The following is a 22535-nucleotide window of genomic DNA, read 5'->3' as shown; positions in this document are numbered from 1 at the left end:
CCCCCGGTGTGGCGCATCCTCTCGGCGATACGGGTGACCGATCGCGTACCGAGGGGTAGTTTCAGGGCCATGGCAGCCAGCACGCACACTGTGACCAATCAGGCTCCGCCGCTGGTCGGATATGACGTCTTCGCCGCTGACCGTGCCCTCGTGGAGGCCGTCGAGCGGCATCTTGACCCCGCGCTCCTGGACGAGGTGCGCGCCGAGCTGTCGGGGCTCGGGCTCAGCGCGGGCTCCGCGCAGGTGCAGGAGTGGGGGGCACAGGCCAACGAGAACCCACCAAAGCTGCGCACCCACGACCGCTACGGCAACCGCATCGACGAGGTGGAGTTCCACCCGTCCTGGCACCGGCTCCTCGGCAAGGGCGTCGCCGCGGGGCTGACCGCGGCCTGGACGCGGCCGGGCGGGCATGTGCGCCGGGCGGCGTCGTTCGTGATCTGGAGCCAGGTGGAGGCGGGCCACGGATGCCCGCTGTCGATGACGCACGCCGCCGTGCCCGCGCTGCGCACGGATCCCGTCCTCGCTGCCGAGTGGGAGCCCCGGCTGACCTCCCTGGTCTACGACCGGGGGCTGCGCCCGGCCGCCGAGAAGGCCGGCGTGATCTTCGGGATGGGCATGACGGAGAAGCAGGGCGGCAGCGACGTACGCGCCAACACGACGACGGCCCGGCCGCTCGCCGAGGACGGCACGTACGAGCTGACGGGCCACAAGTGGTTCTGCTCGGCGCCCATGTCGGACGGGTTCCTGGTGCTGGCGCAGGCCCCGGCAGGGCTGACCTGCTTCCTGGTGCCGCGGGTGCTCGAGGACGACACGCGCAACGTGTTCATGATCCAGCGACTGAAGGACAAGCTCGGCAACCGGTCCAACGCCTCCAGCGAGGTCGAGTTCGACGGCACCTGGGCGCGCCGGGTCGGTGAGGAGGGGCGCGGGGTGCGCACCATCATCGAGATGGTGGCGGCGACCCGGCTCGACTGCGTCCTCGGCTCGGCTTCGCTGATGCGGCAGGCGGTGGTGCAGGCGATCCACCACTGCACCCATCGGGAGGCGTTCGGCGGGCGGCTCCTGGACAAGCCGCTGATGCGCAACGTGCTCGCGGATCTGGCCCTGGAGTCGGAGGCGGCGACGGCGCTGGGGCTGCGGCTGGCGGCGGCGTACGACGACGGGAGCGAGCGGGAGCGGGCGTTCCTCAGGCTCGCGGTGCCGGCCGCCAAGTACTGGGTGACCAAGCGGTGCACGCCGGTGGTGACGGAGGCCGCCGAGTGCCTCGGCGGCAACGGCTACGTCGAGGAGTCCGGCATGCCCCGGCTGCTGCGCGAGTCGCCGCTCAACTCCATCTGGGAGGGCGCGGGGAACGTGCAGGCGCTCGACGTGCTGCGCGCGCTCCAGCGAGAGCCGCACGCCCTGGAGGCCTTCCTCCAGGAGGTGGGCCGGGCGCGCGGCGCGGACCACCGTCTGGACGGCGCGATCAAGAACCTGCTCACCGAACTCGCCGACCTGGAGGGCATCGAGGCCCGGGCGCGCCGCCTGGTGGAGCGGATCGCACTGGTGCTCCAGGGGGCGCTCCTTGTGCAGTACGCGCCCCCGGAGGTCGCGGACGCCTTCTGTGCCTCGCGCCTGGGCGGCGACTGGGGCACGGCATTCGGCACTCTGCCGCACACCCTGGATCTGGCCACGGTGGTGGAGCGGGCGCGGCCGGTCGCCTGAGCTGCTCCTGCCGTAGGGATCGATGGCGGCAGGGGTGGTGCTGCGCCGACTCGGCACCACCCCCGCCTGCCGGCCCCGTTCAAGGAGCGCGGACGCCGTCTGAGCGGCGTTGCACAAGTTTCAACCACGGCTTGGCCCTTCGCCAGGGTTGCAAAGGGTTGCAACCCGCGCCCGCTCCGGCCGGACTTCCCGTGCCCGCTCTGGCCGGACTTCCTCCCTCCGTCGGCCGCAGGCGGCAGTATGAGAACCACCGTCGACACGGGCCGGGGGGGCGCCTTCGGCCGGAATCCGTCGACGGGGACGGACAGCCTTGGGGGAGGTTTCCAGTGGCGTACTCGGCCAGAGAGGTCACGCGGCTCGCCGCCCTGGACGTCGGGCAGGCGGCGCGCCTGCTCAGCGAGGTGCGCAGCGCGACGCTCGCGGGGCAGCGCGCTCCCGTCCCGCCGCGTCCGGTGATCGAGGCGTCCTGGGGGCGGATGATGCGCCGCGGGGTCGACCCCGACCACGACGTCCGTGCCGACCCGCTGGGCCGTGACGAGATCGAGCGCCGCCGCCAGGACTCCCCGCTGCGGCAGGTGCTGCCGGTGCTGCGCGAGGGCCTGCTGTCGGTGGCGGACGTCGCGCACCACATCATGGTCGTCTCGGACGCGGACGGGCGGATTTTGTGGCGTGAGGGCAGCGCGCCGGTGTTGCGCAAGGCGGACGGGCTGGGCTTCGAGCCGGGCGCGGACTGGGGCGAGGAGGTCGTCGGCACCAACGGCGTGGGGACCCCGGCGGTGACCCGGCGACCCGTACAGGTGTTCGCCTCCGAGCACTTCGTACGCTCCCACGCCTCCTGGACGTGTACCGGCGCCCCGGTCACGGACCCGCGCGACGGCCGGCTGATCGGGGTGGTGGACGTCAGCGGCCCGCTGGAGACGATGCATCCGGCGACGCTCGCGTGGGTGGAGTCGGTGGCCCGGCTCGCCGAGGCCCGGCTGCGGGAGACGCATCTGAACGCGCTCGAGAGGCTGCGCGCGGTGGCGGCCCCGCTGCTCGCGCGGCTCGGCGGCCGGGCGGTGGCCGTGGACAAGGACGGCTGGACGGCGGCGGTGACCGGGATGCCGTACACCGGCCGGGTGGCGCTGCCCGCGTCGCTCGGGCCCGGCCGCTGCCTGCTGCCGGCGCTGGGCCCGTGCACGGTGGAGCCGCTGCCGGGCGGCTGGCTGATCCGCGCCGCGGACGCGCCCGCTCCCGCACAGGTGACGCGGATCGTCCTGGACGTCTCCCAGCCGCGCCGCTGGTCGGTGACCGTCTTCGGGGACACGGGCTCCTGGACCCATGAACTCAGCCCCCGGCACGCGGAACTGCTGTACCTGCTGGCCCTGCACCGCGAGGGCCGCACGGCCGGGGCCCTGGCGTCCGACCTGTTCGGCGACCCGGCCCGCACAGTCACGGTCCGCGCCGAGATGTCCCGGGTACGGCGGTACCTGGGGGCGTTCCTGGAACACCGGCCGTATCGTTTCCGTGAGTCGGCGGAGGTGGACCTGCTCATCCCGGACGACCCGAACGACCTGCTGCCGCACTCGACGGCGCCTGGGGTGGTGAGAGTTCGGCGCACCCGAACGTGGGGATAACCCTGCTTTTCCCGGGTCTTCGGCCGGTCCCCCATCCGTCTGCCGTAGCATCCCTCCTTACAGGCCACCCCACCCGCTCCTGACGTCAACGTACGGACCACGAGGAGCAGTTGGCCTACGCCGGGAGGTTGTATGAAGCACCGTGGCAGGCACCGCCGCAGGCGCCGGGGGCGTGCACTGCGGGCGACGCTGGCCGGCACCGCGCTGGCGCTGACCGCTGCCGCCACGCTGATCAGCACCTCGCAGGCCGCGGGCGGCGACAACCCCGGGAGCCTGACCCGCGTCACCTCGGCGGCCGAGACCGCGAAGCTCCGCCTCCACGAGGACCTCACCGACCACCGCGCCCTCGACGCGCTCACCCGCGCGATGGGCGGCGCCGTCGACGTCCACGGCGTGCTCTCCTCCGCCGACCGCACCATGCGCGACCTGTCCGCGTGCGACGCCGCCGAGACCGCCGCGCTGCCCGTGCGGCCGACCGCCACGCGCGCGTACTGCTGGGACCACGGCGACGCGACGACCCCGCAGTGGGTGCCGCGGTCCGTGACCACCTCGGGGGACGCCGAGGCCGACGGCCTGTGGGGCCCGGACCGGGTCATCCTGTCCGGCTGGACGCACCAGGACCGCCCCGGCGGCCCGGCAGCCGAGCGGGGCTTCGCCAGGGTCGCCTTCGTCGACGCCGACGACCCCTACCGACTCGCCTACCGCTGGGTCCTGCTGGCGGCCCCGCGCGACGGGGGCCAGAACTTCACCGCCGTCCGCACCGGCCTGTCCGGCATGGTGTGGTACCGGGACAAACTATTCGTCACCGCACGCGACTCGCTGCTGGTGTTCGACCTGCACCGGATACTGCGGGCGAACGTCGACAGCACCGCGATCGGACGGGTCGACGGCGGCTACGCGGCGGACGGCTACCAGTACGTGCTGCCGACGGTCGGCTCCTACCGGCTGACCGGCGGCCCCTGTTCGGCGGCCGACGACCACGGGGTGCCCTGCTTCACCACGCTCTCCCTCGACCGCACCACCGTCCCGGCCAGCCTGGTGGCGAGCGAGTCGCCGCGCCCCGGGGGCAGCGGGCGGACGGCCCGGGTGTGGCGGTACGCGTTCAGCACCGCGCCCGGCCGCGCGGGCCTGCTCGCCACGGACGCCCACGGCGACGTCAGGGCGACGGAGGCCTACGAGACGGCGGCGGCCGGGGTGCAGGGCGTACTGTCGCACCGGCGCGAGGGGGCGGTGCGGACCGACTGGTACGTCGACCGCGCGCCCTCGGTCGGCGGTCGGCACGGCACGCTGTGGCGGCAGACCACCTCCGGCGCGCAGACGGCCACCTGTGCGGCCGACGGGACGCACGCCTGCTGGGGTCGGCACACCGCGTCCCTGTCGTACTGGCGGGAGACGGGCGAGCTGTGGACGCTCACGGAGGGCGCGGCGAGCGGCGACGGATCGGGGCCGGCCGACGGGCGGGTGCTGTACGCGGTGCCCCTGGACGCGGTGGACGACGCCCTGAAGTAGCGCGCCGACCGGCCGGGCAGGGTGCCGGGGCCCTTTGTCGTACCGCTCGCCCTCGTGATTCCCTGACCGCATGAGCAGCATGACCGTGACCACGTGGTCCCTGGAGCAGACGTCCCCGAGCGATCTACTGCCCGCCGCGACCCCCGAGGGCGATGTCCGGATCGTCCGCGCCGAGGTGCCGTCGCCGGAGTTCAGCCGGTTCCTGTACGCGTCGGTCGGTGGGGACATCCGCTGGATCGACCGGCTCGGCTGGACGTACGCACGCTGGCAGGAGCACCTGGACCGGCCGGGCGTGGAGACCTGGGTCGCCTACGACCGGGGCACACCCGCGGGATACGTCGAGCTGGAGCCGCAGGACGACGGGGTCGTGGAGATCGTCTACTTCGGGCTGCTGCCGGCCTTCCGGGGGCGGCGGATCGGCGGGCACCTGCTGTCGTACGGGACCGCGCGCGCCTGGGACCTCGCGGACCGCTGGCCGCGGCGGACGCCGACGAAGCGGGTGTGGCTGCATACGTGCAGCCTGGACGGGGAGCACGCGATGGAGAACTACCGCCGCCGCGGGTTCCGGCTGTTCGACACCAAGGTCGAGGAGCAGGCGGAAGTTGCCGCACCGGGTCCTTGGCCAGGGGCGCACGGCCTCTGACCTGCGCGGACGCGAGCGCGTCCGGGCGATGTGACCGAGGACACCCTAGTCTCACATAGCGGGACAAGGGTGTCCGCATGGTGGATGAAGCTGGACTGTGTCCAGATCGCCATGACACGCTTCCGTCATGTCCGGAACTGGAATTGCCTTGGTGAGTCGACGGCACGTCGATCTCGGCCGCATGTCCAGCGCCATCTGTCCGGCGAGCTGACAGCCTCCAGCCAGTCCGGTTTCCCCCTTTTCCACCCTCGCGCAAGGACGCGCACATCTTCTCGTGCGCCCGCGCGCGCAGGTCAGAGCCGCTCTCCTGCCTGTCCCGAAGGACGTATCCACCATGGCCGCCACCCCGCAGAATCCCGCCACGCCCCGCCGCAAGGTGAGCCGTCACCGTGGCGAGGGTCAGTGGGCCGCAGGTCACTTCACCCCGCTCAACGGCAACGAGCAGTTCAAGAAGGACGACGACGGTCTCAATGTGCGGACACGCATTGAGACGATCTACTCCAAGGCGGGCTTCGACTCCATCGACCCCAACGACCTGCGCGGCCGCATGCGCTGGTGGGGCCTGTACACCCAGCGCAGGCCCGGGATCGACGGCGGCAAGACCGCGATCCTGGAGCCGGAGGAGCTGGACGACGAGTACTTCATGATGCGGGTCCGCATCGACGGCGGAGCGCTCACCACCGGGCAGCTGCGCGTCATCGGCGAGATCTCGCAGGAGTTCGCGCGCGGCACCGCCGACATCACCGACCGGCAGAACGTCCAGTACCACTGGATCCAGGTCGAGGACGTGCCCGAGATCTGGAACCGCCTGGAGGCCGTCGGCCTGTCCACGGTCACCGCCTGCGGTGACACTCCCCGTGTGATGATCGGCTCCCCTGTCGCCGGCATCGCCGAGGACGAGATCATCGACGCCACCCCGGCGCTGGAGGAGATGAAGCGCCGCGTCCTGAACAACAAGGCGTACTCGAACCTCCCCCGGAAGTTCAAGACCGCCATCTCGGGCTCGCCGCTCCTCGACGTGGTCCACGAGATCAACGACGTGGCGTTCGTCGGCGTACGGCACCCCGAGCACGGGCCGGGCTTCGACGTGTGGGTCGGTGGCGGTCTGTCCACCAACCCCAAGCTGGGCGTGCGACTGGGCGCGTGGGTGCCGCTGGAGGAGGTCCCGGACGTCTACGAGGGCGTCCTGTCGATCTTCCGTGACTACGGCTACCGGCGGCTGCGCAACCGGGCCCGTCTTAAGTTCCTCGTCGCCGACTGGGGCGCCGAGAAGTTCCGCCAGGTGCTTCAGGACGAGTACCTCAAGCGGAAGCTGGTCGACGGTCCCGCTCCCGAGCAGCCCGTCCAGCAGTGGCGCGACCACGTCGGCGTCCACCGCCAGAAGGACGGCCGCTACTACGTCGGTTTCGCCCCGCGCGTCGGCCGCGTCGACGGCACCACGCTCACGAAGATCGCGGACCTCGCGGAGGCCCACGGGTCGGGCCGGGTCCGCACCACCGTCGAGCAGAAGATGATCATCCTCGATGTCGAGGAGGGGCAGGTCGACTCCCTGGTCGACGGCCTGGAGGCGCTCGACCTCACCGCCAAGCCGTCCTCGTTCCGGCGCGGCACCATGGCCTGCACCGGCATCGAGTTCTGCAAGCTCGCCATCGTCGAGACCAAGCAGCGCGGTTCCTCGCTCATCGACGAACTGGAGCGGCGCCTGCCGGACTTCGACGAGCCGATCACCATCAACCTCAACGGCTGCCCGAACGCCTGCGCCCGTATCCAGGTGGCGGACATCGGTCTCAAGGGCCAGCTGGTCCTCGACGACAAGGGCGAGCAGGTCGAGGGCTACCAGGTGCACCTGGGCGGCGCGCTCGGCCTCGAGGCCGGGTTCGGCCGCAAGGTCCGCGGTCTGAAGGTCACCGCGGAGGAACTGCCGGACTACATCGAGCGGGTCCTCAAGCGCTACCAGGCGGAGCGCGAGGACGGCGAGCGGTTCGCGACCTGGGCTTCCCGCGCTTCCGAGGAGGCGTTGTCGTGAGCGAGCGTGCCGCCCCCTTCTACTGCCCCTACTGCGGCGATGAGGACCTGCGTCCGAGCGAAGCGGGCCACGGCGCGTGGGAATGCGCGGCGTGCAATCGAGCCTTCCAGTTGAAGTTCCTCGGGCTGCTCGCCCAGGGGCTTCAGCGAGCCGACAGCGGAGGGGACGAGATATGAGCACGACTCAGACGGAACGGACGGCCGAGGAGCTGAAGGCGCTCGCCGAGCAGGCCGGCCGTGACCTGGAGGACGCCTCCGCACTGGAGATCCTCCAGTGGGCGGCCGACACCTTCGGCAAGCGCTTCTGCGTGACCTCGTCCATGGAGGACGCGGTGGTCGCCCACCTCGCCTCGCGCGCGATGCCCGGCGTCGACGTGGTGTTCCTCGACACCGGCTACCACTTCCCGGAGACCATCGGGACCCGCGACGCGGTGGACGCCGTGATGGACGTCAACGTCATCACGCTCACCCCGCGCCAGACGGTCGCCGAGCAGGACGCCGAGTACGGCCCGAAGCTGCACGACCGCGACCCCGACCTGTGCTGCAAGCTGCGCAAGGTCCAGCCGCTGGAGGAGGGCCTCAAGGGCTACGACGCCTGGGCGACCGGCCTGCGCCGCGACGAGTCCCCCACCCGGGCGAACACCCCGGTCGTCGGCTGGGACGAGAAGCGGCAGAAGGTCAAGATCTCGCCGATCGCCCGCTGGACGCAGGACGACGTGGACGCCTACGTCGCCGAGCACGGCGTGCTGACCAACCCCCTGCTGATGGACGGCTACGCCTCCGTCGGCTGCGCGCCCTGCACCCGCCGGGTCCTTGAGGGCGAGGACGCACGCGCCGGCCGCTGGGCGGGCCGTGCCAAGACCGAGTGCGGGCTGCACGGCTGACCATGACAGAGATTCAGGAGACACACGTGACGAGCGGAGCCACCGTCTGGCTCACGGGTCTGCCGAGCGCGGGCAAGACCACCATCGCCCACGAGCTGGCGGGCCGGCTGCGCGAGGAGGGCCACCGGGTCGAGGTGCTCGACGGCGACGAGATCCGCGAGTTCCTCTCCGCGGGCCTCGGCTTCAGCCGGGAGGACCGGCACGCCAACGTGCAGCGCATCGGCTTCGTCGCCGAACTGCTGGCCAGCAACGGTGTCAAGGCCCTCGTCCCGGTCATCGCGCCGTACGCGGACAGCCGGGAGGCGGTGCGCAAGCGCCACCAGCAGAACGGCACGGCGTACCTCGAGGTGCACGTGGCCACCCCGGTCGATGTGTGCTCGGTACGCGATGTGAAGGGCCTGTACGCCAAGCAGGCCGCCGGCGAGCTGAAGGGCCTGACGGGCGTCGACGACCCGTACGAGGAGCCCGAGTCGCCGGACCTGCGGATCGAGTCGCAGCACCAGACCGTACAGGAGTCCGCGGCGTCCGTGTACGCGCTGCTCAGCGAAAGGGGACTCCTGTGAGCGACGCACACGCGGCCGCTCAGCCGCAGACGACGCCGATGGCCGCACCTCTGCGCCGCGTGGGCGGAGAAGCGAACGAAAGGGGCGCAGCATGACGACCGTCGCCGGTATCCAGGGGGGCACGGACAGCAGCCCGTACGCCCTCTCCCACCTGGACGCCCTCGAGTCCGAGGCGGTGCACATCTTCCGCGAGGTGGCGGGCGAGTTCGAGAACCCGGTGATCCTCTTCTCCGGCGGCAAGGACTCCATCCTCATGCTGCACCTGGCGCTGAAGGCGTTCGCGCCCGCGCCGGTGCCGTTCGCGCTGCTGCACGTGGACACCGGGCACAACTTCCCCGAGGTCCTCGAGTACCGCGACCGCACGGTGGCGAAGCACAACCTGCGGCTGCATGTCGCCTCCGTGCAGGACTACATCGACCGCGGTGTGCTCAAGGAGCGCCCGGACGGCACCCGCAACCCGCTGCAGACGCTGCCGCTGACGGAGAAGATCCAGTCCGAGCGGTTCGACGCCGTCTTCGGCGGCGGGCGGCGCGACGAGGAGAAGGCGCGCGCCAAGGAGCGGGTGTTCTCGCTGCGGGACGAGTTCTCGCAGTGGGACCCGCGCCGTCAGCGCCCCGAGCTGTGGCAGCTGTACAACGGGCGGCACGCGCCCGGTGAGCACGTGCGCGTGTTCCCGCTGTCGAACTGGACCGAGCTGGACGTGTGGCAGTACATCGCCCGGGAGGGCATCGAGCTGCCGGAGATCTACTTCGCACACGAGCGCGATGTGTTCCAGCGGGGCGGCATGTGGCTGACCGCCGGCGAGTGGGGCGGCCCGAAGGACGGCGAGACGGTCGAGAGGCGCCTCGTGCGCTACCGCACCGTCGGTGACATGTCCTGCACCGGTGCCGTCGACTCCGACGCGGTGACCCTGGAGCAGGTCATCACCGAGATCGCCGCCTCCCGGCTGACCGAACGGGGCGCGACCCGGGCCGACGACAAGCTCTCGGAGGCCGCCATGGAGGACCGCAAGCGCGAGGGGTACTTCTAGCCATGACCACCACCACGGAACTCTCCGCCACCACCCTCCTGCGGTTCGCCACCGCCGGTTCGGTCGACGACGGCAAGTCCACCCTCGTCGGACGGCTGCTGCACGACTCCAAGTCGGTGCTCGCGGACCAGCTGGAGGCCGTGGAGCGGGCTTCGGCCAGCCGCGGCCAGGAGGGCCCGGACCTGGCGCTGCTGACGGACGGTCTGCGCGCCGAGCGCGAGCAGGGCATCACCATCGACGTGGCGTACCGCTACTTCGCCACGCCCCGCCGCCGGTTCATCCTCGCCGACACCCCCGGCCATGTGCAGTACACCCGCAACATGGTGACCGGCGCCTCCACGGCCGAGCTGACCGTCATCCTGGTCGACGCCCGCAACGGAGTCGTCGAGCAGACCCGCCGCCATGCCGCGATCGCCGCCCTGCTGCGCGTCCCGCACGTGGTCCTCGCCGTCAACAAGATGGACCTGGTCGACTACCAGGAGTCCGTCTTCGCGGAGATCGCCGAGGAGTTCACCGCGTACGCGACCGAGCTTGGCGTCCCGGAGGTCACCGCGATCCCGATCTCGGCGCTCGAGGGCGACAACGTGGTCGAGCCGTCCGCCCACATGGACTGGTACGGCGGCCCGACCGTCCTGGAGCACCTGGAGACCGTTCCGGTCAGCCACGACCTGGCGCACTGCCACGCGCGGCTGCCCGTGCAGTACGTGATCCGCCCGCAGACCACCGAGCACCCCGACTACCGCGGCTACGCCGGTCAGATCGCGGCCGGCTCCTTCCGGGTCGGCGACCGGGTCACCGTCCTGCCGTCCGGCCGTACGACGAAGGTCTCCGGCATCGACCTGCTGGGCGAGCCGGTCGACGTGGCCTGGACGCCGCAGTCGGTGACGCTGCTCCTCGAGGACGACATCGACATCTCGCGCGGCGACCTGATCGTGCCCAGCAAGGACGCGCCGCCGACCATCCAGGACATCGAGGCGACCGTCTGCCACGTCGCCGACCTGCCGCTGACGGTCGGCCACCGGGTGCTGCTCAAGCACGGAACCCGCACGGTCAAGGCGATCGTCAAGGACATCCCGTCCCGGCTCACGCTCGACGACCTGTCCCTGCACCCGCACCCGGGGCAGCTCGTCGCCAACGACATCGGCCGCGTGAAGATCCGTACCGCCGAGCCGCTGCCGGTGGACTCGTACGCGGACTCGCGCCGCACGGGTTCGTTCATCCTGATCGACCCGTCCGACGGCACCACGCTGACCGCGGGCATGGTCGGCGAGTCGTTCGCCACGCCCGAGCCGGTCAAGGACGAGGCCGACGACGACGGGTGGGACTTCTGATCATGAGCACCACCTGCTATTACTCGACGTTCGCCAAGGAGGGCGGCCGTGTCGGCAGCGGCGCCCTCGGCAGCGGGCAGGGCGGAGTGGCGCGATGTGCGCGATGACGTACGCGCACTGCCTGCGCGCCCCGTCCCCCCACCCTCCCCCAAGCTCGCGGCTTCTCCCCCACTCTCGGCTTCGCTCGAGCGGGGGGACCCCCATGAGCAGGGAGGTACCCCCATCCCGGAAGCGACGAAGACCTTTGCCGACCTCCCGGCCACGACCCGAAGGACCGTGACCGCCGGGCCAACGAGAGGAACACCTCCCGTGCCTGCCAACCGCTCGACTCTCTTCCGCCGCGGCATAGCCGTGGCCGCCGCTCTCCCGCTCCTCACGCTCGCCGCGTGCGGTTACGGCTCCAAGTCGACCAGCACCCCCTCGGACCAGAAGGTCGCCGCCGGCGCCCAGAAGATCGACGGCCTCGACTCCGTCAAGATCGGCTACTTCGGCAACCTCACCCACGGCACCGCGCTCGTGGGTGTCCAGAAGGGCTTCTTCCAGAAGGCGCTCGGCGCCACCCAGGCCAAGTACCAGATCTTCAACGCGGGCCCCTCCGAGATCGAGGCGCTGAACTCCGGTTCCATCGACATCGGCTGGATCGGCCCCTCCCCGGCGATCAACGGCTACACCAAGTCCGACGGCAAGAGCCTGCGCATCATCGGCGGTTCGGCGTCCGGCGGCGTGAAGCTCGTGGTCGACCCGAAGAAGATCAAGTCCCTGGCGGACGTCAAGGGCAAGAAGATCGCCACCCCGCAGCTCGGCAACACGCAGGACGTGGCGTTCCTCAACTGGATCGCGGAGCAGGGCTGGAAGGTCGACGCGCAGAGCGGCAAGGGCGATGTGTCGGTGGTCCGCACCGACAACAAGGTCACCCCGGACGCCTTCAAGTCCGGCTCCATCGATGGCGCCTGGGTGCCGGAGCCGACCGCGTCCAAGCTGGTCGCCGAGGGCGGCAAGGTGCTGCTGGACGAGTCCTCGCTGTGGCCGGACAAGAAGTTCGTGATCACGAACATCATCGTGTCGCAGAAGTTCCTCAAGGAGCACCCGAAGGCCGTCGAGGCCGTGCTGAAGGCGTCCGTCGAGACCAACAAGTGGATCAAGGCCAACCCGGACGCGGCGAAGGCGGCGGCGAACCAGCAGTTGGCGGTCGACTCCGGCAAGGCGCTCCCGGCGAAGGTCCTCGACCCGGCGTGGAAGTCGATCCAGTTCACCGACGACCCGCTGGCCGCCACCCTGGACACCGAGGCGCAGCACGCGGTCAAGGCGGGTCTGCTGAAGGACCCGCAGCTGGACGGCATCTACGACCTCACCCTCCTGAACAAGGTCCTCAAGGCCGAGGGTGAGCCGACCGTCAGCGACGCCGGTCTCGGCGTCAAGTAAAGCCCGCAGCCGATGAGTTCCCAGGAGGTGACGACCATGGCCACGACCCTCGCCGCGGCCGCCGAGTCCGTCGACCAGGCGGCACGCCTTGAGCACGTCTCGAAGTCCTTCCCGGTGCCGGGCGGGCAGCAGCTCGTGCTGGACGACATCAGCCTCGATGTCGCGCCGGGCGAGTTCGTCACCCTCCTGGGGGCCTCGGGCTGCGGCAAGTCGACGCTGCTGAACCTGGTGGCGGGCCTGGACAAGCCGACCGGCGGTTCCATCACGACGGACGGCCGCCCGGCCCTGATGTTCCAGGAGCACGCGCTGTTCCCGTGGCTGACCGCGGGCAAGAACATCGAACTCGCCCTGAAGCTCCGGGGTGTTCCGAAGAGCGACCGGCGCGGGCGCGCCGAGGAGCTGCTGGAACTCGTGCGGCTGAAGGGCTCGTACGGCAAGCGCGTGCACGAGCTGTCCGGCGGTATGCGTCAGCGGGTCGCCATGGCCCGCGCGCTGGCGCAGGACAGCCGGCTGCTGCTGATGGACGAGCCGTTCGCCGCGCTGGACGCCATCACCAGGGACCTGCTGCACGACGAGCTGACCCGTATCTGGCAGGAGACGGGCGTGTCGGTCCTGTTCGTCACGCACAACGTGCGCGAGGCGGTGCGGCTCGCGCAGCGCGTGGTGCTGCTGTCCTCCCGCCCGGGGCGCGTGGCCCGCGAGTGGACGGTCGGCATTCCGCAGCCTCGCCGTATCGAGGACGCGCCCGTCGCTGAGCTGTCGCTCGAGATCACCGAAGTACTGCGTGGGGAGATCCGCCGCCATGGCCAGCACTGAGACCAAGACGACGGCAGGCACCGAACTGGGCGGTGTGGAGGCCGGTCTCGACGCGCTGGAGACCACGGTCACCAGTCGTACGCCGTTCCGGCAGACCTTCGTCAACAAGATCTTCCCGCCGCTCGTGGGAATCGCGCTGGTCCTGGTGGTGTGGCAGGCGCTGATCTCCTTCAAGGTCGTCGACGACCCGACCAAGCTGCCCTCCCCCGGCGCCGTGGCGGGCGAGTTCAAGGACGCCTGGCTTCAGGGCACGCTGCTCGGCTACATCTGGACGAGCGTCTCGCGTGGTCTGCTCGGCTTCCTGTTCGCGCTGGCGATCGGCACCCCGCTGGGTCTGCTGGTGGCTCGGGTGAAGTTCGTGCGTGCGGCCATCGGACCGGTCCTGTCCGGTCTGCAGTCGCTGCCGTCGGTGGCGTGGGTGCCGCCTGCGGTGATCTGGCTGGGCCTGAACAACTCGATGATGTACGCGGTGATCCTGCTCGGCGCGGTCCCCTCCATCGCCAACGGCCTGGTCTCCGGCATCGACCAGGTGCCGCCGCTGTTCCTGCGCGCGGGCCGCACGATGGGCGCGACCGGTCTGAGGGGCGCCTGGCACATCGTGCTGCCGGCCGCGCTGCCGGGCTACCTGGCGGGGCTGAAGCAGGGCTGGGCGTTCTCCTGGCGCTCGCTGATGGCGGCGGAGATCATCGCCTCCTCGCCCGACCTCGGCATCGGCCTGGGCGCGCTGCTGGAGAACGGCCGCAACGCGAGTTCCATGTCCATGGTGTTCGAGGCCATCATCCTGATCCTTTTCGTCGGCATCGCCATCGACCTGCTGATCTTCAGCCCGCTGGAGCGGTGGGTGCTGCGCAGCCGCGGTCTGCTGGTGAAGGGCTGAGCCGCCTCATGCACAACCCGGTCCTCCTCGTGATCGCCCATGGCAGCCGCGATGCGCGGCACGCCGCGACCGTGCACGCCCTCGTACGGCGGGTGCGGTCGCTCCGGCCCGGGCTGCGCGTGGAGACCGGCTTCCTGGACTTCAACGTCCCGTCCGTACAGGGGGTGCTGGAATCCCTGGCGGCTCAGGACGTCCGGGACGTGGTGGCGCTCCCCCTCCTCCTGACCCGAGCGTTCCACGCCAAGGCCGACATCCCGGCGGTCCTGCGGGAGGCGCCGCCAAGGCTGAGGATCCGGCAGGCGGACGTCCTGGGACCGTCGCCGCTGCTCCTCGCCGCCCTGGAGCGGCGTCTGTACGAGGCGGGCCTGACACCCGCCGACAAGTCCTCGACCGGGGTCGTGCTGGCCTCGGCGGGGTCCACCGACCCGGAGGCGATCGCAGTGATCGCTGACATCGCGCGGGAGTGGCGGCACACCGGTTGGTGCGCCGTGCGGCCTGCGTTCGCCTCCGCATCCCTTCCGCGCACCGAGGACGCGGTGCGCGAGCTGCGCGCGCTGGGCTGCTCCCGGGTGGCCGTGGCGCCGTACGTCCTGGCGCCCGGCTTCCTGCCGGACCGCATCGCGCGGGGCGCGGCCGGGGCGGATGTCCTGGCCGAGGTATTGGGACCCGCGCCGGAGGTGGCGCGGGCCGTACTCGACCGCTACGACGAGGCCCGGCTTCCGGCACTGACGGCGCTCGGAGCCTAGCTTTTCGGTCAGTCGAAGCGGAGTGCCCCCGTCCTTGTCCTCTTCAGCTCGAAGAAGTCCGGGTGCGCGGCCAGAACCCGGAAGCTGTCGAAGAGTTCCACCGCCGCGGTGCCCCGGGGGATGGCCCGCAGCACGGGGCCGAACCACACCGTTCCGTCCACATGGACGGTGGGTGTTCCCACATAGCCGCCCGAGCCGGGCTCCGCGCCGGCGTCGTGGCTGCGGCGTACGGCCTCGTCGTACGCGGGGTCGTGGGCGGCGGCGGCGAGGTCGGCCGGCAGTCCGAGCTCGGCGAGGGACTCGGTGATCACCGCGTCGAAGTCCTCCGTCTCGCGCTCGTGGATACGGGTCCCGAACGCGGTGTACAGATCACGCAGCACCTTCTCGCCGTGCCGTTCGGCGGCGGCGACGGCGACACGCACCGGGCCGATCGACTTGTCGACCAGCGTGCGGTACCAGTCGGGCAGTTCGTTGCCCACGTTGTGCAGGTACAGGCTCATCACGTGGAAGCGGAGGTCGAGCGGGCGTTCGCGCTCGACCTCCAGCAGCCAGCGGGAGGTGATCCAGGCGAAGGGGCAGGCGGGGTCGAAGTAGGCGTCGACGCGGACGGGAGAGGTGTTCGGCATACCGCCGACGCTAGTCGCCGATTGGCGCGGATGCCTGGTCCAATCACCGGCCTCGTCAGTGGTCCATTTCGCCCACCGGGGTCTGCCGCGGATTGCGTCCGCTCGCCGCCAGGGCACGCTCGAAGACGGGCGCGTCGTCGGGGACGGGCACGGGGTCGGCGAATCCGTCGTACTGGCGGTAGAGGTCGCCGTGGGTCTCGACGACGTCCAGGACGAGCCGCGCGGCGCCCTCGGAGATCCGGTACTCCTGGCCGGTGGCCGTGGCGACGTCCCATCCGTGGACGGCCAGCTCCTTGACGAGCATCCGCGCCAGTTCGTCCGCGGGCATCTTCGCCATGCCGAGGTCGATCTCCCCCTCCCAGACGGCGGGGTCGTCCCAGGCGGCGACGGCGCGGTCGAGCTGCTCGGCGTAGCCGCGCGCCCAGCCGGGGTCCGCGGTGAAGTCGCGTGCGGTCAGTTCCTCGGGCAGCTGCTTGCGCAGGGCGCGGTGTTCGAGTCCGTGCGAGGTGTACAGGACCCAGTGGTTCACCAGGGCACGGACGTCCCAGTCGGTGCAGTGGGTCGGCTCGGGCAGCATCTCCGCCCGGACGCCCCGGGCGACGCGGGCGGCCTCGGCGGCGCATTCGACGAGGTAGGGGTGCACGTTGTGGTAGGCATCGCTCATGCCTCCACGCTAGGAACGGCCGCCGCGCTCCTCTTGAACAAACGCGACACGCATCCTCGACCGGATCAGGCGCGCTCGCCGTGACGTCCGCGGCCGTGCGCGTCGCGCTGCCCGCCGTGTGCGAAGAAGTCGGCGAGCGGCAGGATGGCGGCGCCCACGGTGACCGCGTCCGGGCCGAGCTTGCCGAGGTCGATGCAGACGCGTTCGGCCGGATGGCGCAGGGCGTACGAGGCGGCGTACCGGCGTACGGCCGGCAGGAGGCGGGTGCCGAGCTGAAGCCCTGCCCAGCCGCCTATGAGGATGCGCTCGGGCTGGAAGAGGTTGATCAGGTCGGACAGGCCGGCGCCCACGTACTCGGCGGCCTCCTCCAGGACGGCGAGTGCCACCGGGTCGGTGCCGGTGCCCTCGGGCGGGTAGGCCGCGGCGACCATCGCGGTCAGTGCGGTCTCCTCGTCGGTGCCCTCCGGTGGACGTCCGCCCTCCTCCCGCCAGCGGTCGATGAGCGCCTCGGCGCCCGCATACGCGTCCAGGCAGCCCAGGGCGCCGCAGCGGCAGCGGCGCCCCCTGACCCGTACGGTCAGATGCCCCCACTCGACGGACCGGCCCTGCTCCACCTCCTCCGTGACGAGACAGGCGCCGACCCCGGAGCCGAAGAGGACGACGACCGCGGTGCGGGCTCCCCGGCCGGCGCCGAACCACATCTCGGCCTGGCCTAGCGTCCGGGCGCCGTTGTCGATGAAGTACGGGACGGAGTCGGGGAGTCCGCACGTCGAGCGCAGCAGGGATTCCAGCGGGACGGCGTCCCAGCCGATCGTCTGCCCGTGGACCACGGCCCCCTGTTCAGGGGTGTGTGCCACGATGCCGGGGACGCCGATGCCGACGCCCAGAAGCCGCTCGGGGGCGACGTCCGTCTCGGCGAGGACCTCGGCGATGCCGTCGCGGATGTGGCCGACGATGATCTCGACGTCGTAACCGTGATGCTCCAGGGGTCGTTCGGCGCGCGCGAGCTCGGTGAGGGTGAGGTCGAAGAGCTCGACCCGTACGCGGGTTTCGCCGACGTCGATGCCGATCATGTGGCCGCTGGCGGGGGTGACGCGGAGCAGAGTGCGGGGCCGGCCGCCGTCGGACTCTACGGTGCCGGCCTCCTCCACCAGGCCGTCGGCGACCAGTTCCGCGACCACGTTGCTGATGGAGCCGGAACTCAGTCCGGTGGCCGGGCCCAGCTCGAAGCGGCTCATCGGCCCGTCGAAATACAACCGTTGTAGTACGGCGGTGCGATTGCCCCGCCGCAGGTCGCGCACTGTCCGCCCGTTCCGCGCCGCCATGTGGGTCCCTTCCGACTCTGCCGACCTGCAAGATACCTCCGCGCGATCCCTTGACGCGACCTTCCTTCGCGTCTTAACTCACACTCTAAATTAAGCCCCGGGGTGTTCTTCGGGACGAACGCGCCCATGGGTCTCCCTCCGGAAAGGGACGTCTGAGCCATGCACAGAATCCGAGCCGCGGCCGCCGGTGCGGTCACCGTTTCGCTGCTGACCGCCGTGACCGCGTGCGGCGGCGGCTCGTCGACGGGCGGCGGCGGGTCAAACGACTCGCCGAAGACGCTCACCTACTGGGCCTCCAACCAGGGCGCCAGCATCGAGGTCGACAAGAAGGTCCTCCAGCCCGAACTCGACAAGTTCGAGAAGCAGACGGGCATCAAGGTGAAGCTGGAGGTCGTCCCCTGGTCCGACCTCCTGAACCGGATCCTCACCGCGACCACCTCGGGGCAGGGTCCCGACGTCCTCAACATCGGCAACACCTGGAGCGCATCCCTGCAGGCCACCGGGGCGCTGCTCCCGTGGGACGCCGACAACTTCGCCAAGATCGGCGGCAAGGACCGCTTCGTCGACTCGGCCCTCGGCTCGACCGGGGCACCGGGCAAGGACCCGGCCGCCGTGCCGCTGTACTCGATGGCGTACGCCCTCTACTACAACAAGAAGATGTTCGCCGACGCGGGCATCTCCCAGCCGCCGACCACCTGGGACGAGCTCGTAGCCGACGGCAAGAAGCTGTCCAAGGGCGGCAAGTGGGGCCTCGGCGCCGAGGGTGCGAACCCGTCGGAGAACATCCACCACGCCTTCGTCTTCGCCAAGCAGCACGGCGCGGACTTCTTCACCGCGGACGGCAAGCCCGACTTCACAGGCGACGGGGTGGTCGCCGCGGTCAAGCAGTACGTCGACCTGATGGCGACGGACAAGATCATCGCACCGGGCAACGCCGAGTACGCCCAGAACCAGTCGGTGAGCGACTTCGCCAAGGGCACGAACGCGATGCTGCTGTGGCAGTCCGCGTCCGCCAACCTCGCATCGCAGGGCATGAGCGCTGACGCGTACGGCATAGCCCCCGTGCCCGTGCAGTCCGGCGCCCCGGGGACCGGCAAGCAGGTCGACTCCATGGTCGCGGGCATCAACCTGGCCGTCTTCAAGAACACCCACAACCTCGACGGCGCCATGAAGTTCGTGAAGTTCATGACCAGCGACGCCGAACAGAAGACCCTCAACACCGAGTACAGCTCGATCCCGCCGGTGAAGACCGCCCAGGCGGACTCCGTCTTCAACACTCCGGCGAACGCGGTCCTGAAGGACACCCTCGCCAAGAGCGCCGCCGCGCTTCCGCAGGTGGCAGACGAGTCCCAGTTCGAGACAGCGGTCGGTACCGCCATCAAGGACCTGTTCGCCGACGCGGCCGCCGGACGCGCGGTGACCACGGACTCGGTGAAGGCCGCACTCGAGAAGGCCCAGCAGCAGATGCCGGCGAAGTGAGCACGATGACGACCACTGCTCCCGCAGAGGCTGCCGTGTACAAGAGTCCTTCCGGGGCGGCGAAGCGGACGCCCCGCCACCCCGGGAGGATCCGCCGCATCGGGCTGCCGTACCTGCTGCTCCTGCCCGCCCTGCTCCTGGAACTCCTGGTCCACCTGGTGCCGATGGTGATCGGCATCGTGATGAGCTTCAAGGAGCTCACGCAGTTCTACATCCGCGACTGGGGCACCGCCCCGTGGGCGGGAATCTCCAACTACAAGGTGTCCGTCGACTTCGACGCCCCGGTCGGCGAGGCCCTCCTGCACTCCTTCCTCGTCACCGTCGCCTTCACCCTGGTGTCGGTCGGCCTGTGCTGGCTGATCGGCACGGCGGCCGCGATCTTCATGCAGGGCACGTTCCGCGGCCGCGGCCTGCTGCGGGCACTCTTCCTGGTGCCGTACGCGCTGCCCGTGTACGCGGCCGTGATCACCTGGGTGTTCATGTTCCAGCACGACAACGGCCTGGTGAACCACGTCCTGCACGACCAGCTGCACCTCACCGACAAGCCGTCCTTCTGGCTCATCGGCGACAACAGCTTCGTCGCGCTGCTCACCGTGTCCGTGTGGAAGGGCTGGCCGTTCGCCTTCCTCATCGTCATGGCCGGCCTGCAGAACATCCCGGGCGAGCTGTACGAGGCGGCCGCCCTCGACGGCGCCGGGATGTGGCAGCAGCTCCGCCGCATCACCCTGCCGTCGCTGCGTCCGGTCAACCAGGTCCTGGTCCTGGTGCTGTTCCTGTGGACGTTCAACGACTTCAACACGCCGTACGTCCTGTTCGGCAAGTCCGCCCCCGAGGCCGCGGACCTCATCTCGGTCCACATCTACCAGGCGTCCTTCGTCACCTGGAACTTCGGTACCGGCTCCGCCATGTCCGTCCTGCTGCTGCTCTTCCTGCTCGTGGTGACGGGCGTCTACCTCCTGCTGACGTCCCGAGGAAGGAAGACGGCCGATGTCTAGTACCTCCCGGACGCCCCGCTCGCCGATGGCTCCGCCCCGGTCCTTCCTCTGGTCCAAGCGGATCTTCCTCACCCTGCTCACCGCGTTCGTCCTGGTACCGGTCTACGCGATGGTCTCCAGCTCGCTGAAGCCCCTGGGCGACGTCTCCGGGAAATTCCGCTGGCTTCCGAGCCACCTGACCATCCGCCCGTACATCGACATCTGGTCGACGATCCCGCTCGCGCGGTACTTCGTGAACTCCCTGACCGTGGCGGGGGCGGCGACCGTCTGCTCGGTGGTGATCGCGGTGTTCGCGGCCTACGCGGTCAGCCGTTACGACTTCCGGGGCAAGCGCGTCTTCACCGTCACCGTGCTGTCCACCCAGATGTTCCCCGGCATCCTCTTCCTGCTGCCGCTGTTCCTCATCTACGTCAACATCGGCAACGCCACCGGCATCGCCCTGTTCGGCTCGCGCGGCGGACTCATCCTGACGTATCTCACCTTCTCGCTGCCGTTCTCGATCTGGATGCTGATCGGGTACTTCGACTCGGTGCCGCGCGAACTGGACGAGGCCGCGCTGGTGGACGGCTGCGGCCCGCTGGGGGCCCTGTTCAGGGTCGTCGTGCCGGCCGCGATCCCCGGCATCGTCGCGGTCGCCGTCTACGCCTTCATGACCGCCTGGGGCGAGGTGCTGTTCGCGTCGGTGATGACCAACGACAACACCCGCACGCTAGCCGTCGGCCTCCAGGGCTACTCCACCCTCTACAACGTCTACTGGAACCAGATCATGGCCGCCTCGCTCGTCGTCAGCCTCCCCGTGGTCGCCGGGTTCCTGCTCCTGCAGCGTTACCTCGTCGCCGGGCTCACCGCGGGAGCCGTCAAGTGACCGACTCGCCTGCCTCCGAAAGGAACTCCGTGACCATCGACCTCGCCGCACTCCCCGAGGACTTCCTGTGGGGCACGGCCACGTCGGCCTACCAGATCGAGGGGGCCGTCGCCGAGGACGGCCGCTCCCCCTCGATCTGGGACACGTTCTCGCACACTCCCGGCAAGATCGACAATGGTGACCACGGAGACGTCGCCTGCGACCACTACCACCGCTGGCGCGAGGACATCGGCCTGATGCGCCGACTCGGCACCAACGCCTACCGGCTGTCCATCGCCTGGCCGCGCGTGGTGCCGGGCGGCGACGGTGCGGTCAACGCCAAGGGGCTCGACTTCTACGACGCGTTGATCGACGGCCTGCTGGAGGCGGGCATCACTCCGTCCGTCACCCTGTACCACTGGGACCTGCCGCAGGTGCTCCAGGACCGGGGCGGCTGGCCGGTCCGCGACACCGCCCACCACCTCGCCTCGTACGCGGCGGTCGTCGCCGAACGCCTCGGCGACCGCGTCCGCCACTGGACCACGCTCAACGAGCCCCTGTGCTCCGCGTGGATCGGCCACCTGGAGGGCAGGATGGCCCCCGGCCTGACCGACCTCACGGCCGCCGTCCGCGCCTCCTACCACCTCCTCCTCGGTCACGGTCTGGCCGCGCAGGCGATCCGCGCGGCAGCGCCCGGCGCGCAGGTGGGCATCGTCAACAACCTCTCCACCGTCCACGCCGCCACCGACCGGCCGGAGGACCTCGACGCCGCCCGCCGCATGGACGGGCACACCAACCGCTGGTGGCTGGACCCGGTGCACGGCCGCGGCTTCCCGGCCGACATGCGAGAGGTGTACGGCGTCGAACTTCCCGAGCAGCCAGGCGACTCGGAAACCATCGCGCAGCCCCTCGACTGGCTGGGCCTCAACTACTACATGCCGGCCACCGTCGCCGACGACCCCACCGGGCTGGCCCCACGGGTCCGCCCGGTCCCCCGCCTCGGCGTGCCCCGCACCGGCATGGACTGGGAGGTCGACGCCTCCGGCATGGAGCGCCTCCTGCTCCGCCTGACCCACGACTACGGCGCCCGCAAGCTGTATGTCACCGAGAACGGCTCCGCCTACCCCGACGTCGTACGCCCCGATGGAACCATCCACGACCCCGAGCGCACGGAGTATCTGGAGCAGCACCTGGCGGCCTGCGCATCGGCAGTCCGTCAGGGCGCCCCGCTCGCGGGCTACTTCGCCTGGTCCCTGCTGGACAACTTCGAGTGGGCGTACGGCTACGACAAGCGCTTCGGGCTGGTGCACGTCGACTACAAGACGCAGAAGCGCACGGTGAAGGGCAGTGGGCGCCGGTACGCGGACATCATCCGGACGCATGCGGAAAGAGGCCGCAGCGCCGCTTGAGCGCAAGGGGAGGTGGGAAGCGGCGGC

At 70.6% G+C, this 22535-nt stretch carries 22 protein-coding genes; 19 read left to right on the top strand and 3 right to left on the bottom strand.

The window, feature by feature from the left end; translation table 11 throughout:
- Positions 1–69: 69 nt before the first annotated feature.
- From N8I84_RS30780 to N8I84_RS30715, 15 genes are all read left to right on the top strand, one after another.
- The gene (locus N8I84_RS30780; RefSeq protein WP_263232672.1) at positions 70–1704 is read left to right on the top strand and encodes an acyl-CoA dehydrogenase family protein; all 1635 of its coding nucleotides are present in this window, start codon (positions 70–72) and stop codon (positions 1702–1704) included.
- A 326-nt stretch (positions 1705–2030) separates the two neighbouring features.
- Positions 2031–3320 (top strand): GAF domain-containing protein, encoded by a 1290-nt coding sequence (locus N8I84_RS30775; RefSeq protein ID WP_263232671.1) that lies wholly within the window; start codon positions 2031–2033, stop codon positions 3318–3320.
- 132 nt (positions 3321–3452) lie between these two features.
- On the top strand, positions 3453–4829 hold the full coding sequence (locus N8I84_RS30770) for a hypothetical protein (RefSeq protein ID WP_263232670.1): 1377 nt from the start codon (positions 3453–3455) through the stop codon (positions 4827–4829).
- Between the two features lie 70 nt (positions 4830–4899).
- The gene (locus N8I84_RS30765) at positions 4900–5472 is read left to right on the top strand and encodes a GNAT family N-acetyltransferase (protein ID WP_263232669.1); all 573 of its coding nucleotides are present in this window, start codon (positions 4900–4902) and stop codon (positions 5470–5472) included.
- A gap of 127 nt (positions 5473–5599) precedes the next feature.
- Positions 5600–5683: a putative leader peptide gene (locus tag N8I84_RS42855; protein ID WP_309486338.1), complete on the top strand. Its 84-nt coding sequence runs from the start codon at positions 5600–5602 to the stop codon at positions 5681–5683.
- Positions 5684–5806: 123 nt separating this feature from the next.
- The gene (locus N8I84_RS30760) at positions 5807–7498 is read left to right on the top strand and encodes a nitrite/sulfite reductase (RefSeq protein ID WP_263232668.1); all 1692 of its coding nucleotides are present in this window, start codon (positions 5807–5809) and stop codon (positions 7496–7498) included.
- Positions 7495–7674, top strand: a complete 180-nt coding sequence (locus N8I84_RS30755) for a hypothetical protein (protein WP_263232667.1) — start codon at positions 7495–7497, stop codon at positions 7672–7674. Before N8I84_RS30760 ends, N8I84_RS30755 begins: the two co-directional genes overlap by 4 nt.
- The gene (locus N8I84_RS30750; protein ID WP_263232666.1) at positions 7671–8381 is read left to right on the top strand and encodes a phosphoadenylyl-sulfate reductase; all 711 of its coding nucleotides are present in this window, start codon (positions 7671–7673) and stop codon (positions 8379–8381) included. Before N8I84_RS30755 ends, N8I84_RS30750 begins: the two co-directional genes overlap by 4 nt.
- Before the next feature lie 26 nt (positions 8382–8407).
- The gene (cysC, locus tag N8I84_RS30745; protein WP_263232665.1) at positions 8408–8944 is read left to right on the top strand and encodes an adenylyl-sulfate kinase; all 537 of its coding nucleotides are present in this window, start codon (positions 8408–8410) and stop codon (positions 8942–8944) included.
- 91 nt (positions 8945–9035) lie between these two features.
- Complete coding sequence (cysD, locus tag N8I84_RS30740) at positions 9036–9974, top strand: sulfate adenylyltransferase subunit CysD (protein ID WP_263232664.1); 939 nt, start codon at positions 9036–9038, stop codon at positions 9972–9974.
- A 2-nt stretch (positions 9975–9976) separates the two neighbouring features.
- Entirely contained in the window at positions 9977–11305 is a 1329-nt protein-coding gene (locus tag N8I84_RS30735) for a sulfate adenylyltransferase subunit 1 (RefSeq protein WP_263232663.1), read from the top strand.
- 309 nt (positions 11306–11614) lie between these two features.
- Positions 11615–12727: an ABC transporter substrate-binding protein gene (locus N8I84_RS30730; protein ID WP_263232662.1), complete on the top strand. Its 1113-nt coding sequence runs from the start codon at positions 11615–11617 to the stop codon at positions 12725–12727.
- A 12-nt stretch (positions 12728–12739) separates the two neighbouring features.
- Positions 12740–13543: an ABC transporter ATP-binding protein gene (locus N8I84_RS30725; protein ID WP_263232661.1), complete on the top strand. Its 804-nt coding sequence runs from the start codon at positions 12740–12742 to the stop codon at positions 13541–13543.
- Positions 13530–14420, top strand: coding sequence for an ABC transporter permease (locus tag N8I84_RS30720; RefSeq protein ID WP_263232660.1), 891 nt, complete (start codon positions 13530–13532; stop codon positions 14418–14420). The genes N8I84_RS30725 and N8I84_RS30720 overlap by 14 nt, the downstream gene beginning before the upstream one ends.
- Before the next feature lie 8 nt (positions 14421–14428).
- Positions 14429–15166, top strand: coding sequence for a sirohydrochlorin chelatase (locus N8I84_RS30715; protein ID WP_263232659.1), 738 nt, complete (start codon positions 14429–14431; stop codon positions 15164–15166).
- A gap of 8 nt (positions 15167–15174) precedes the next feature.
- Here N8I84_RS30715 and N8I84_RS30710 read toward each other — a convergent pair whose 3' ends face one another.
- From N8I84_RS30710 to N8I84_RS30700, 3 genes are all read right to left on the bottom strand, one after another.
- Positions 15175–15792, bottom strand: coding sequence for a DsbA family protein (locus tag N8I84_RS30710; RefSeq protein ID WP_263232658.1), 618 nt, complete (start codon positions 15790–15792; stop codon positions 15175–15177).
- Positions 15793–15847: 55 nt separating this feature from the next.
- Positions 15848–16456, bottom strand: a complete 609-nt coding sequence (locus tag N8I84_RS30705; protein WP_263232657.1) for a TIGR03086 family metal-binding protein — start codon at positions 16454–16456, stop codon at positions 15848–15850.
- 65 nt (positions 16457–16521) lie between these two features.
- Complete coding sequence (locus N8I84_RS30700) at positions 16522–17781, bottom strand: ROK family transcriptional regulator (protein ID WP_263232656.1); 1260 nt, start codon at positions 17779–17781, stop codon at positions 16522–16524.
- A gap of 159 nt (positions 17782–17940) precedes the next feature.
- Here N8I84_RS30700 and N8I84_RS30695 point away from each other — a divergent pair, with 159 nt between their 5' ends.
- The 4 genes from N8I84_RS30695 to N8I84_RS30680 are packed head-to-tail and all read left to right on the top strand — an operon-like array spanning position 17941 to position 22508.
- The gene (locus tag N8I84_RS30695; RefSeq protein ID WP_263232655.1) at positions 17941–19260 is read left to right on the top strand and encodes an ABC transporter substrate-binding protein; all 1320 of its coding nucleotides are present in this window, start codon (positions 17941–17943) and stop codon (positions 19258–19260) included.
- Positions 19261–19265: 5 nt separating this feature from the next.
- Positions 19266–20255, top strand: coding sequence for a carbohydrate ABC transporter permease (locus N8I84_RS30690; protein ID WP_263232654.1), 990 nt, complete (start codon positions 19266–19268; stop codon positions 20253–20255).
- Between the two features lie 25 nt (positions 20256–20280).
- Positions 20281–21120, top strand: coding sequence for a carbohydrate ABC transporter permease (locus N8I84_RS30685; RefSeq protein WP_263234938.1), 840 nt, complete (start codon positions 20281–20283; stop codon positions 21118–21120).
- Positions 21121–21149: 29 nt separating this feature from the next.
- On the top strand, positions 21150–22508 hold the full coding sequence (locus tag N8I84_RS30680) for a GH1 family beta-glucosidase (RefSeq protein WP_263232653.1): 1359 nt from the start codon (positions 21150–21152) through the stop codon (positions 22506–22508).
- Positions 22509–22535 lie beyond the last annotated feature (27 nt).

Origin of the sequence: Streptomyces cynarae, assembly GCF_025642135.1 — a bacterium.
GTDB lineage: Bacteria > Actinomycetota > Actinomycetes > Streptomycetales > Streptomycetaceae > Streptomyces > Streptomyces cynarae.
Note: the sequence above shows the minus strand (reverse complement) of the source record. Positions and strands in the feature narration are given on the sequence as shown.